The following is a 12,033-nucleotide window of genomic DNA, read 5'->3' on the forward strand; positions in this document are numbered from 1 at the left end:
CGGTGGCGAATCGAGTAGGACGTCGAGCATGCTCATGGGAGCTCCAGCTGATCGAAGCGGAGCGATGGCGGGCGGTTCCGCGATGGGTGAAGGATGGGTGGCATCCGCCACCTTTCCTATACGATCCGAATGGGAGCGTCAATATCCCGCAGCGTTGCGACCGATGTCAACAAGTTCTCGAAGACGCAGGAAAGGACCTCACGTCACGATGGACGACGAAGTGATGATCGCGCGGCGCCGTGAGGCCATGACGGGCGGAACGCCGCCGGGAAGATCTCGCGGCCGGCTTGCCGACGAGGTGTACGACACGCTGCTCGGACAGCTGATGTCGCTACGGATCGAGCCTGGCTCCCGCGTCACGATCGACGCCCTGGCGCGAGAGCTGGGGGTCTCGCAGACGCCGATCCGAGACGCTCTGAACCGCATGGAGGCCGAGGGCCTGGTCGTGCGTGTGCCCCATGCCGGCTATCGCATTCCCCCCCAGATCACCCGTGACCGATTCGAGGACATGCTTGAGATCCGCCTGCTCCTCGAGCCGGCGGCGGCGCGCAGATCCGCCGAACGCGCATCCTCGAAGCAGGTGGCCGGTCTGCGACGAATGCTGGAGGAGATGGCGGAGCTGGAGGGGGGCGACGGGCCCATGGCCTATGGCGCCTTCGGGCTACGCGACGCCGCTTTTCACGATCTCGTCGCCCTGAGCGCGGGGAACCAGGTCATCCGCGAAGCGCTCGCCCGCCTGCACACGCACGTGCACCTGTTCCGGCTTCTCCACGACACCCAGGTCACTCACCTGGCCATGGCCGAGCACGAAGAGGTTCTGGCCGCGATCGCCGCGCGTGACCCCGACGCCGCCGCCTACGCCATGCGTCGGCACATCCTGCTGTCCGGCGAGCGGTTCCGACGATTGTTCGACGAGGCCGAGGGCGCGGACGGAATGGCGGTAAAGGCTTGACGGGCGGGCTGGGCCGAGGAATGCTAACTCAACCGGATCGGATCGGATCGGATCGGATCGGATCCACCTCACCCGCTCCAGATGCGAGGAGAAGCAGGTGCCCAGAGCGCTGCTCCTGACCGGCGACGCCGCCGAGGAGCTCGACACCATGTATCCCTACTATCGCGTGCAGGAGGGCGGCTGGGACGTTGACGTCTCGTCACGGACGATGCGTGACGTTCAGCTGGTCATCCACGAGTTCGACCCCAACTCCGACGCCTACGTGGAGAAGAACGGCCGGAAGTTGCCGGTCGACGTGCCCTGGGCCGAGGTCGACGTCGAGCGCTATGACGCCCTCATCATCCCTGGGGGACGTGCCCCCGAGTGGATCCGGGTCGACGCCGACGTCAGGCGCATCACCGAGCACTTCTTCGCGCGCGACCTCCCGATCGCGCTGGTGTGCCACGGCGCGCAGGTGCCAGCTGTGTACGGGCTGCTGAAGGGTCGAAAGACGGCGTGCTTCCCCCCCATCACCGGTGACATGGAGAACGCGGGCGCGACGGTCGTCGACGCTCCCGACGTCGTGGACGGCAACCTCGTCTCCTGCCGGGGGTGGCCCGACATGCCGCAATTCGGCAGGGCGATGATGGAGGTCTTTTCGAAGTCCGTCAACTCCGCATCGGCATGAGCACACCGGACCTGTCTCGGTGACGGCACTTCGGACCGTCACAGTCGACGGCTCCCCCGTCCACGTCCTGGAGAGCGGCACCGGGCCCGCGGTGCTGATGCTGCACGGCTCCGGACCCGGTACGACCGGATCCGGTGCCTGGGCGACGACGGCACAGGCGCTGGGCACGTCCTGGCACCTGGTGGCCCCTGACCAGGCCGGGTTCGGCCGTACACCAATCCCGGCGGGCTCCAGGGGTGGGCTCCGGCTGTGGACGGAGCAGGCCGCGGGCCTGATGGATGCTCTCGGTGTCGAGCACTACGCCGTGGTGGGCCACTCCATGGGCGGTGCCGTGGCGCTGGCGTTGGCGGCCGCGCGTCCCCAGCAGGTCACCCGTGTCGTGGCGGTCTCGACGATGGGCGCCCCCGGGGCGCCGCTGTCCGCCGAGCTCGACGCGCTCTGGGCCGCCCCCGCCGGCCCGCTCGGGGCACGAGACATGTTGAGTCGCCTCGTCCTCGACCAAGCGCTCGTGACCGAGTCGGCCGTCGCTGCCCGTGCGGCCGCGATGCGAGCCGGGGCGGCCGCATTCGCGTCGTTGTTCCCTCCACCCAGGGCACGTTGGGCCGACGAGCTCACCCTCTCGGCGCAAACGCTGGCAGGGATCCGCGCGCCCGTGCTGCTCGTCCACGGCGCCGAGGACCGAGTCACCCCGCTCGGGACGGCAGCCCTGCCCCTGCTCGAACACCTGGCCGATGTCCGTCTGTACGTGCTCGGCCGATGCGGGCACGTGCCGGCGCTCGAGCACCCGCACGACTTCAGGCGACTCCTGTCGTGCTTCCTCGGCCGGGAACGAGGTCACTGATCGCTGCGACAGGTCCGCAGCCCGTTGATAATGATCGTTGGGGCCTGGAAGGGTGCGTTCCGGTTGAGTGTCCTGTGATCCTGCCCCCGGTTCCAGAGCCCTGTCTGGTTCAGTGGGCTGCCGGTTGTTCCCGAGCAGACGGCGGCGGTGGCCAGGGCGGCGTTTCGACACGGGTCGCTGGCGATGCGGGTCCGTCGAGATCGGTTGATCGCAAACACTCCCGCTAACGATCGCGCCGCATTGCAACAGGGCAGGTACGCGTGTGCGGGACAGGCCACGCGGCCGGCCAACTGGCCCCCACCGCTATCCGATCAACCCAAGAGGCGAACGACTCACCCGGCTGCGGCTCGACCACCAACGTCAAACGCCGGGGGATACGGCCAGATGCCACGGGCTGAACCTCCTGTCGTACACGCGTCTACTGCCATCCCCGATGACTCACTGCCAAGTCCACTGACAACTCGTGTGCCGTACTGACATCTGCAAGGGCCCCAGACAACTTCCCCGGGGACCCACACCACTGTTGACATATCAAATGAACGTTCTTTTAATTGATGTATGGGGCGTATCGCAGGCGTCACCGCCGCCGAGACACGCGAGCGGCTGCTGGGAGCGGCGGCCGAGGCCTTCGCCCGGCGAGGCTATGACGGCACGCGCGTGGCCGACATCGCCGCGGCCGCGGGGGTGAGCAACGGCGCCCTGTACGCGCACTTCGGCTCGAAGGCCGAGTTGCTGGTGGCCGCGCTGCGCGCGCATGGGCCGCAGCTGCTGGCCAAGTTGTTCGCCGCCGATCCGGACCGGTCGATCACGGAGCTACTGGCCGCCGCCGGCCGCGGGCTCCCGCGCCGGCGCGACGCCCACGGCTATCTCATCGTCGAGGCGCTCGTGGCGGCACGCCGTGACGAGGACGTCGCCCGGCCGATGCGCGACTACGTCGGCGAACGCGCCGAGCGGCTCGCCGGGCTCGTCCGCGCCGCCCAGGACGGCGACGAACTGGACGGCGCGCTGTCGCCGGACGCGCTGTCACATTTCTGTCTGCTGCTCGCGATGGGCAGCGCGCTCGTCACACCGGACCTGCACGCGGTCGACGAGGAGGAGTGGGCCGCATTGCTCACCCGTATCGTCGCCGCCCTGGCACCCGCCGACAGCACGGCACAGACCTCGGCGCCCGCCGACAGTACGGCTGCACAGACCTCGGCGCCCGCCGACACCGCAGTACAGAGGGGAGCTCCACGGTGAAAGTAAAGATCAACCCCGAGGGGTGCCAGGGACACGGTCGCTGCTACGCCCTCGCCCCCGGCCTGTTCGGCGAGGACGACGAGGGCTACGGGCATGTCGTCGGCGACGGCGTCGTACCGCCGGACGAGGAGCAGGCGGCGCGCCGGGCGGCGGCGAACTGTCCGGAAAGAACGATCGAGATCCTCCAGGAGGCGCGACATGACGGTCGATGACCGCTTCGGCCAGCAGGAATTCACGGAGAGGCTACGAGACCGCCCCGACGGCGTGCGCAATGAGGTGATCACCGGACCGGTCTCGGACTGGGCGACCGACTTCTCCCACACCGAGCCGGAGTGGGCGGCCGACCCGTACCCGATCCAGGACGACCTGCGGCAGCGCTGCCCGATCGCGCACACCGACCGGTTCGGCGGCGGCTGGCTGCCGACCCGCTACGAGGACGTCGCGGCCATCGCCTACGACACGGAGCGCTTCTCCTCCCGGTCGGTCATCATGAGCAACTTCCGGCCGCCACGCGAGGTGGCGCCGGTGGGCGGCACGCCGCCGATCTCCTCCGACCCGCCCTTCCACCATGACGCGCGCAAGCTGCTGCTGCCGATGTTCACCAAGACGGTGGTCGCCAGGCAGGAGCAGGCGACGCGAGCGTTCTGCCACTCGCTCATCGACGCGCTGGAGGGGCAGGACGTCGTCGACGCCGCCCGTGACTACGCCCAGCACATCCCGATGCGTGTCATCGGCGACATGCTGGGCTTCCCGCCCGAGGACGGGCCACAGTTCCGTGAATTCGTCGAGAACGCGCTGGAGGGCGTCAACCTGCCGCCCGAGGAGCGCATCCCCCGGATGGAGAAACTGTTCAACTACCTGCTGGCGCAGATCCGCGACCACGTCGACAACCCGCGCGACGACCTCACGACCTACCTCGTCAACGCGGAACTGTACGGCCAGAAGCTGGAGTCGCTCCACGTGGCGGGCACGATGGCGCTGCTGCTCATCGCCGGCATCGACACGACGTGGAGCGCGATCGGCGCGTCGCTGTGGCACCTGGCCAAGACACCGGCCGACCGCGAGCGCCTGGTCGCCGAGCCCGCCCTGCTGCCGACCGCGATGGAGGAGTTCCTCCGGGCCTACGCGCCGGTCACGATGGCGCGGCTGGTCAAGGAGGACATGCACTGGAACGGCGTCGACATGAAGGCCGACGACTGGATCCTGCTGTCGTTCCCGGCGGCCAACCGCGACCAGGCCCAGTTCGACCGGGCGGACGAGGTCGTCATCGACCGCGAGGTCAACCGGCACGCCGCGTTCGGCCTGGGCATCCACCGCTGCGTGGGCTCCCACCTGGCCCGCATGGAACTGCAGGTCGCCCTTGAGGTCTGGCTGGAGCGGATCCCGGACTTCAGCCTCGACGACCCGGCGGCGGTGACCTGGGCGACGGGCCAGGTCCGGGGACCGCGCACACTACCGCTCCGCGTCGGCTGACCGCGGCCCGGGGCGTATCCGCGTTGAACAGGAGCGTCGCCACCCGGGCTCATCCGGCCCGCGTGGCGACCGGCGTTCGCGGCCGGAATCGACGGCGGCTGCATTAGGGTGACGATGTCCGTATCGCACGACCAATCGGCGATGTGGAGCGACCTCCCCCCTCACGCTTCGAAAGAGGCCGAGGAGAGATCACATGTCCCGCAGCCATATCGCCACCACGGGGTGCGTCCTGGCGATCACCGCGCTCGCCCTGACGACCCTTCCGGCCGTCGCCGCGCACTGGGCGGCAGGCGCCGCACTCGCCCTGTCCCCCCTTCCCGCCCTCACCAGGCCCCGGACGGTGGGCACCGCGCTCGCCCCGCCTCCCCGCCCCCCCGTCACCCCGACCAGAAAACCGAGCGCCCCCGTCGTGGTGAGCCCGCCGCCGGGAGTCATCGAGGCGCTCCAGCGCGACCTCGGTCTCACCAGGGAGCAGGCCGAGGCCCGGCTGCTCAACGAGGCCCGGCTGGCACCGATCGAGGCACAGTTGCGCGAGGAGCTCGGCGACCATTTCGGCGGCTCCTGGTTCACGGGGATCATCGCGCAGACCCTCGTGATCGCCACCACCAGTGCCGGCGACGTTCCGAGGATCGTCTCCGCGGGCGCCAGGGCCAAGGTCGTCCGCGCGTCACTGGCGACGCTCAGGGCACTCAAACAGAAACTCGACGACACCCTGCCCGCCCACCCGACCTCCGGGAGCGTCCGCTACGTCGACGTGCAGAGCAACAAGGTCGTCATCCTGTCCAGGTACGCCGCGGCGACCCGGAACATCGTCAAGTCCATCGGAGTGGACACGAGCATGGTGGTCGTGGTGGCCTCCAAGGAGGACCCGCGTCCTTGGGACCTCCCCACGACGCCTGCCACGTCGGCTCCGAGGCCGACCCCGGCACCGGCCTCCACCGATCCCGTCCGGTCCGGTAGCGGGACGGTCCGGTAGCGGGACGGTCCGGTAGCGGGACGGTCAGCCCGCGAAGAGGAGGAACAGGCCCACCACCGTGTAGACCACCATCAGCACGAGAAGGGGGATCTGCCCGATGACGGCGGTCCGGCGCGGGAACAGGGCCAGCGCGCGGTCGTGGGCGAGTACGGTGCCGAGCACGTGGCCGACGATGATGACCGTCACCTGAAGCATGGCGATCCCGGCGGGGGAGGTACCGATCGCCTGGACGGTCCACCCCGCGGTGCCCAGCCAGTTGGCGCCGGTGTCCAGCGGGTCGGAGAGCAGGGCGAGGGTCCGCTGCCCTTCGAGGAGCAGGAGGGTGAAGTAGTGGGCGACCACATACCCGACGGCGATCGGGACGACCGCGTGGGCGAGCTCGCCCGCCGTCGTCCCCGGCTCCGCCGCACCCCAGCGGCCGGCCAGCGCGGTCGCCCCGCGGTACGCCGCGAGCACCAGGCCGATGACGGTGAGCAGGCCCACCGTCCCCGTGACCGGCGCCGGCACCGAACTCTCCTGCACGAGGCGCACCCAGATCGGGGCGTTGGAGAGACTGTCGTACATGGTGGAGCCCAGAAGCACCACCACCAGCACCGTCAGCCCCGGCACCGGCCGGAGCCCGGCCATCCCGTCGAGCGAGTTGCGCCAGGTCACGACACCGTCGGGGCGCCTGGCCACCGGGGCGAGCCGGCCGACGAGGGTGCTGTAGACCTCGAACGCGTCCGCGTGGTCGAACCAGCGTGACCCGAAGAGCACCGCTCCCCCGAGCATGAACACGACGTACACGGCGAGCCAGGCCCCGATGACCGGCAGGGTGGCCCGTTCGGGGGCGACCAGTTCCAGCCAGACGAAGGCCAGGAGACCGCCCGCCGCGGGCCAGTAGCCGATTCCCTCCGGCAGCGGGCGCATCCCGGTCTCGGGGTCGCGTCCGAGTCCCCGGCAGGCCAGCAGGTGCAGCGTCCGCAGCGGGTTGAGGACCGGCCACACCGGCCCGAACAGCAGCGAGAGCGGCACCAGGCCAACCCAGAACAGGACGTAGAACACTCCCGCGGTGGGGTTCTCGACCCGGTCGGGGCCGAAGAGCAGGCCCACGCAGAAGTACGCCCCGGCGACGAGCCCGGCGACGCGCCAGAACCACGGCCACGCCCGCGCGGAGACCGTCTTTTGGACGAGGGCGGCGAGCGGGCGGCGGACGCCACCGCCCAGCCGCGGCTCGGTCCACAGGGCGCCCAGCGCCACGAACGACACCAGCAGGGCGAGGATCGCGCCGATCAGCGCGGCCTCGAAGGGGATCGGCAGGTCCTGGCGGCCGCCGATGCCGTGAGCCAGGAGCATCACGCGGGCCTAGCGCACCACGAGCTGGAAGAGCTGCAGCTTCGAGTCGTGGGTCTCGACCTCGAACAGCCCGTCCTTGTCGGCGACGAACTCGATCGTCGCGGGGGTGCCGGGCTTCAGGTCCGCCGCCTTGTCGTAGCCGTGGACGTGTGCCACGTCGGCCGCGTCACCGGTCACGGTGATCCGTACCGTCTGGCCCTTGGCCACGTCGATCCGTCCGGGCGGGGGCGTCACCTGCCGTCCGGCGATGGTCACCGTGATCTCCTTGACCGTCGAGGCGCCGGGGGCCGCGGTGGGCGAGCCGCAGGCCGTGGCCGTAAGCATGGCCATCAGCAGGGTCACGCCGAGCATGAGTGCGGCGAGCAGCGGGCGACGGCGGGCAAGGGGGGACTTCATGGCTGTTCTCCTGGGGGGTGGGGGTGTCAGGCCGGTGCGAGGGGCGGCGAACCGGCGTGGGGGCGGGGGCGGGGAATCGGTACGGGGGCGGCGGTGTCGGCATCGTGTCTGCATCGCGTCGGCGGAGCCGGAGTGCGGGCAGGTCAGCGTCGCTTCGCGGTCTTGACCGCCTTGGCGCTCCGCGGCTTGCGCGACGCGGCCGCGGACCGCCCCGGAGGCCTTCTCGCGGGCGGCCCGGTGGAGCGTCGCCGGACCTCCGCGCCACGGGGCGACGGCCGCCGGGCCGCCCGGACCACCATGAACCCCGCTCCGACGACGAGGACGGCGGGCAGTAGCCACACCGACAGGTCGAAGCCCGAGGTGGCCTGGGGCGCGTTCGAGGCCGCGGCCTGGGGCGTGGCCTGGGAGGTGACGGGCGCGGCCGGTCCGGCCGACGCGGTGGTGCTGGGTTCCACCGTGGCGAGCAGCGCGGGGTCGGGCTCGTTCGTGGGGGCCTTCCAGCCCTTGGGCGCCTTTGACATCGGGCCCTCGTAGGTGAACCGGACCTCTCCGGTCACCTTCTCGCCGTCCGAGGCGACCGACACGTAGCGGGCGACGTACAGGCCCTGCTCCGGCCAGTAGGCGACCGGGACGGTCGCCGGGAACCCGGTGTGGTAGAGGTTCGGCTGCCACTTGCCGTCCACGAGGTTGTACTCCGTGACCGGCTCGTCGAGGCGCTCGGGCTGCCCGTGCGACCACGGCTCGTCGACGCGGGCACCGCTGGGGGTGGTGACGGTGAAGTACGCGTTCGAGGCGGGCTTCTCGGTGAAGTAGAGCGCGAGCGACTCCATCGGCTTGGTCACCGTGCTGTCCTTGGCCGGCGTCGACATCGCGAGCTGGCCGTGCGCGGACGCGGGCGTCGCGAGGGCGGTCAGCGCGACGCCGGCGACGACGGCCAGCACAAGCAGCTGGCCCAACCAGCGCGCCATCGCCACCTCTGCTCTCACTGGAAGGCCCACTGTCCACGGGGACCGCGGACGATTCCCACCACCCAAGGTCAATTCTCGTCGAGAGTAGCCGCTTTTGTCCCATATGAACAGAACTTGGGCGCGCATCCAACCGAAGAGCGCCAAGGATTGTGAGCCACGCCGTCCCGTGCCCGCCCCACGGCGACCGGCGGCTCCCGGCAGCCCGGCGACCAGGGGTTGAGAGCGCTGTACCGTGGCAACCACCGGAAACCGTCAACCGGGCACTCCAGGTATACGCCTACCTGGAGTGCCTGCGCGCCGAAGGCGGAACCGTACTGATCCGCAGACCAGGACAAGACGAACTCGAAGTGATCAACTTCCTGTGACGTGCCGCTCTTACCTCGCCTTGAAGGACGGGGCCTGCGCCCTTTAATGAGCCAGATCAACTCCGTCCGGGGCGTGCTCCACTGCGGCGTGAGCCCCGGCGGCCGGGCCCCACCTCGGCTCGCGCGTCCTCCGGGACGCGCGAGCCGTACCACTCCGGATCACGCCACCGCGACCCGGCCCTCCGGGGGCGCGCCGGCCGATCTCAGTCGTCGACCCAGCCGTGGGACCGGGCGAACGCCAGAAAACGGTGCCTGACCTGCCCGATCTGCGCGCCCGTCAGCGTGGGCGCGTGCTCGATGAGCAGCTCGGTCACCGCCCCGCTGAAGGACTTCGCCGACAACACGTCGCACACACCGTCGTCGTCGCCGAGTTGCTGCGAGGAGACGGTGGCCGTGGGAGCCACGGCCGTGACCGGCCGCCGGGCCGGCGGCGGATCCAGAAGGCTGACGGTCGAGACCTTCAGGCCGCGCTCGCCCTCCATCACCTCGTACTCCACCCGCATACCGGGCTGGACGACATGCCTGCTCTCACCGAAGTCGTTGGCGTGGAAGAACACATCCTCGCCCCCGCCGACAGCGGCGATGAAACCGTACCCGCGCACCTCGTCGAAACGAAGGATCGTACCGACTGCCACCACAACACCACCTGCACAGAGAATCGCACCGCTTCGCGCTCACCTTCCGGAACTGTCCGGCCGGTGAGTCCGGCCTGCCTGTCACGCCGGACGACCCGATGCTAGACCGGACGACGCGCCGTGTCCCCGTCGATTCCGTACCGCCGCTCCACAGGTCCTCTCATCAGATCGCCTCACGCGCCGATTCCGTACCGTCGCCTCATGACGCCGTCTCACGAAGCCGTCTCACGAAGCCGCGAACGGTCACGCGCCGGCACCGTCGCCGGCGGCACGCGAACCCGGCACCGGCACCCCGGCACCCCGCCCGTTCGACGAGAATGCCAGGCTTCGAGTCCGTAGCCGTGCCGACCGAGGAGAGCAGCCGATGTCCCAGTCACCGACGTCACCGACCTACGACGACGTCCTGAGCGCCGCCGCCCGCATCGCGCCGCAGGCCCACCGCACCCCCGTGCTGAGCTCACGCAGGATCAACGAGATCGTCGGCGCCGACGTGGTGTTCAAGTGCGAGAACTTCCAGCGGATGGGGGCCTTCAAGTTCCGCGGCGCGTTCAACGCGCTGTCGCGGTTCACCCCCGAGCAGCGGCGCTCCGGTGTGGTCACCTACTCCTCGGGCAACCACGCCCAGGCGATCGCCCTGGCCGCCGGGCTGCTCGACATCCCGGCCACGATCATCATGCCGCACGACGCACCGGCCTCGAAGGTGGCCGCCACCGAGGGGTACGGCGGGAAGGTCATCCGCTACGACCGCTACACCGGGCACCGGGAGGAGATCGGCCGCGCGCTGGCCGCCGACCGCGGTCTCACGCTGATCCCGCCGTACGACCACCCCCACGTGATCGCCGGTCAGGGCACCGCCGCCAAGGAGCTGTTCGACGAGGTCGGGGACCTCGACGCGCTCTTCGTACCCCTGGGCGGAGGCGGGCTGCTCTCCGGTACGGCGCTGTCGGCCCGCGCGCTGTCACCCGGCTGCGCGCTGTACGGCGTCGAGCCGGAGGCGGGCGACGACGGGCGGCGGTCGCTGCGCCAGGGCTCCATCGTCCAGATCGACACGCCGAAGACCATCGCCGACGGCGCGCAGACCCAGCAACTGGGCACCCACACGTTCGAGATCATCCGCCGCGAGGTCGACGACATCGTCACCGCCACCGACGCCGATCTCGTCGACGCCATGAAGCTCTTCGGATCCGCCATGAAGATCGTCGTCGAGCCCACCGGATGCCTCGGCCTGGCCGCCGTCCGCGGCCTCGCCGCCCAGCTGGGCGGGAAACGGGTCGGTGTGATCGTCAGCGGGGGCAACGTCGACCTCGACCGCTACGCGTCACTGCTGGCCTCGTGACCTTCCGCCCGCCCGCGTCCCGAATCTCCCACGGAAACGAACATGTCAGCGGGCAGGCCGGCAACAGGCCGTCGGATCTCGGGTGTTCTCCGAAGAGGGCGCGGGTCATCGAGGGCCACCGGGTTCCCGCGCGTCGCCGACCTTCACACGGAGTATCGCCGCGAGGGCGTTCGAGCCTGTCGCCATAGACGGATCACGAACGTTCTCGTGCTGTTTCCACGGGCGATCCCGCGGTCTCGGTCGTCTAGCCTTGCTGGTTCTTCCCGCCGGGTTCCGCGCCGAAGGTGATGGGCCCGGAGAAATCACGCCCCTGGAAGACGGGGCCGTGGACCGTGGCCTCGCCCGCGATGACGTTCGTCGGTCCGTCCAGCCGCGTTTCCTCCCGGACTTCACCCAGCCACGCCTCCAGATCGGAGGCGAATACCGGATCCTTCCGCGCGCGATCGACAATGGTCCCCGACACTTCCCGGACCGCCGGCTCGTTCTCCGGAGTGGCCAATAGCAGATCAAGGGCCGCCTTCTCCTCGGAATCACCGCCAAACGCCTTACGAACGATCTCGGTAAGACCGGTCCACGCCTGTTTGCCCGCTTCTCCCGCCGCTCCGGTGACCAGAGTCGTGATGGCTGAGACGACAAGTGTCATGGACAGAGCATCCATTATTTCCCTTTTCATGCTCGAATGGCTGATGGTGCACCTTGTTGTGTGTCGCCACCGCGCGACGCCGGCGGGTCAGGAGGCCGGATCACCGCGGCTCAAGAATATTATGTATGTGGTACGCCTATCGGTGCGACCGTAGGTTGAGTAAGGTTCCTATTCAATCTGTCCCGTAGAGACGCGGGTCATGGCCGA

At 69.8% G+C, this 12,033-nt stretch carries 13 protein-coding genes; 8 read left to right on the plus strand and 5 right to left on the minus strand.

Annotation, left to right across the window (positions count from 1 at the left end; translation table 11 throughout):
- The first annotated feature begins 208 nt into the window (after positions 1-208).
- The 7 genes from OG587_RS35340 (at position 209) to OG587_RS35370 (ending at position 6,148) form a co-directional block, all read left to right on the plus strand.
- Entirely contained in the window at positions 209-952 is a 744-nt protein-coding gene (locus tag OG587_RS35340; protein ID WP_329083091.1) for a GntR family transcriptional regulator, read from the plus strand.
- 97 nt (positions 953-1,049) lie between these two features.
- The gene (locus tag OG587_RS35345) at positions 1,050-1,619 is read left to right on the plus strand and encodes a DJ-1/PfpI family protein (protein WP_329083093.1); all 570 of its coding nucleotides are present in this window, start codon (positions 1,050-1,052) and stop codon (positions 1,617-1,619) included.
- 19 nt (positions 1,620-1,638) lie between these two features.
- Complete coding sequence (locus tag OG587_RS35350) at positions 1,639-2,460, plus strand: alpha/beta fold hydrolase (RefSeq protein ID WP_329083096.1); 822 nt, start codon at positions 1,639-1,641, stop codon at positions 2,458-2,460.
- A gap of 558 nt (positions 2,461-3,018) precedes the next feature.
- The gene (locus tag OG587_RS35355) at positions 3,019-3,699 is read left to right on the plus strand and encodes a TetR/AcrR family transcriptional regulator (RefSeq protein WP_329083098.1); all 681 of its coding nucleotides are present in this window, start codon (positions 3,019-3,021) and stop codon (positions 3,697-3,699) included.
- A complete protein-coding gene (locus OG587_RS35360; protein ID WP_329083100.1) occupies positions 3,696-3,911 on the plus strand; it encodes a ferredoxin in 216 nt (71 codons plus the stop codon). The genes OG587_RS35355 and OG587_RS35360 overlap by 4 nt, the downstream gene beginning before the upstream one ends.
- On the plus strand, positions 3,898-5,172 hold the full coding sequence (locus tag OG587_RS35365; protein WP_329083103.1) for a cytochrome P450: 1,275 nt from the start codon (positions 3,898-3,900) through the stop codon (positions 5,170-5,172). Before OG587_RS35360 ends, OG587_RS35365 begins: the two co-directional genes overlap by 14 nt.
- Positions 5,173-5,365: 193 nt before the next feature.
- Positions 5,366-6,148 (plus strand): S1 family peptidase, encoded by a 783-nt coding sequence (locus tag OG587_RS35370; protein WP_329083105.1) that lies wholly within the window; start codon positions 5,366-5,368, stop codon positions 6,146-6,148.
- Between the two features lie 24 nt (positions 6,149-6,172).
- Here OG587_RS35370 and OG587_RS35375 read toward each other — a convergent pair whose 3' ends face one another.
- From OG587_RS35375 to OG587_RS35390, 4 genes are all read right to left on the minus strand, one after another.
- Entirely contained in the window at positions 6,173-7,483 is a 1,311-nt protein-coding gene (locus OG587_RS35375; protein ID WP_329083107.1) for a hypothetical protein, read from the minus strand.
- A gap of 9 nt (positions 7,484-7,492) precedes the next feature.
- Positions 7,493-7,879 carry a hypothetical protein gene (locus OG587_RS35380; RefSeq protein ID WP_329083109.1) on the minus strand — a complete coding sequence of 129 codons (387 nt, stop codon included), beginning with the start codon at positions 7,877-7,879 and terminating at the stop codon, positions 7,493-7,495.
- A gap of 143 nt (positions 7,880-8,022) precedes the next feature.
- On the minus strand, positions 8,023-8,847 hold the full coding sequence (locus tag OG587_RS35385; RefSeq protein ID WP_329083111.1) for a copper resistance CopC family protein: 825 nt from the start codon (positions 8,845-8,847) through the stop codon (positions 8,023-8,025).
- A gap of 568 nt (positions 8,848-9,415) precedes the next feature.
- The gene (locus OG587_RS35390; protein ID WP_329083113.1) at positions 9,416-9,847 is read right to left on the minus strand and encodes a cold-shock protein; all 432 of its coding nucleotides are present in this window, start codon (positions 9,845-9,847) and stop codon (positions 9,416-9,418) included.
- A gap of 364 nt (positions 9,848-10,211) precedes the next feature.
- Here OG587_RS35390 and OG587_RS35395 point away from each other — a divergent pair, with 364 nt between their 5' ends.
- On the plus strand, positions 10,212-11,183 hold the full coding sequence (locus OG587_RS35395; protein WP_329083114.1) for a threo-3-hydroxy-L-aspartate ammonia-lyase: 972 nt from the start codon (positions 10,212-10,214) through the stop codon (positions 11,181-11,183).
- A gap of 244 nt (positions 11,184-11,427) precedes the next feature.
- On the opposite strand, the gene OG587_RS35400 is transcribed toward OG587_RS35395, so the two are convergent.
- On the minus strand, positions 11,428-11,826 hold the full coding sequence (locus OG587_RS35400) for a hypothetical protein (RefSeq protein ID WP_329083116.1): 399 nt from the start codon (positions 11,824-11,826) through the stop codon (positions 11,428-11,430).
- Between the last annotated feature and the right edge of the window lie 207 nt (positions 11,827-12,033).

It is taken from the genome of Streptosporangium sp. NBC_01469 (assembly GCF_036227305.1).
In the GTDB taxonomy this organism is placed as follows: Bacteria; Actinomycetota; Actinomycetes; order Streptosporangiales; family Streptosporangiaceae; genus Streptosporangium.

Coding starts and splice junctions, on each gene's coding strand:
- OG587_RS35380 (WP_329083109.1), bottom strand. CDS start 7,879: ATGAAGTCCCCCCTTGCCCGCCGTCGCCCGCTGCTCGCCGCACTCATG.
- OG587_RS35340 (WP_329083091.1), top strand. CDS start 209: ATGGACGACGAAGTGATGATCGCGCGGCGCCGTGAGGCCATGACGGGC.
- OG587_RS35385 (WP_329083111.1), bottom strand. CDS start 8,847: ATGGCGCGCTGGTTGGGCCAGCTGCTTGTGCTGGCCGTCGTCGCCGGC.
- OG587_RS35365 (WP_329083103.1), top strand. CDS start 3,898: ATGACGGTCGATGACCGCTTCGGCCAGCAGGAATTCACGGAGAGGCTA.
- OG587_RS35355 (WP_329083098.1), top strand. CDS start 3,019: ATGGGGCGTATCGCAGGCGTCACCGCCGCCGAGACACGCGAGCGGCTG.
- OG587_RS35400 (WP_329083116.1), bottom strand. CDS start 11,826: ATGACACTTGTCGTCTCAGCCATCACGACTCTGGTCACCGGAGCGGCG.
- OG587_RS35375 (WP_329083107.1), bottom strand. CDS start 7,483: ATGCTCCTGGCTCACGGCATCGGCGGCCGCCAGGACCTGCCGATCCCC.
- OG587_RS35395 (WP_329083114.1), top strand. CDS start 10,212: ATGTCCCAGTCACCGACGTCACCGACCTACGACGACGTCCTGAGCGCC.
- OG587_RS35370 (WP_329083105.1), top strand. CDS start 5,366: ATGTCCCGCAGCCATATCGCCACCACGGGGTGCGTCCTGGCGATCACC.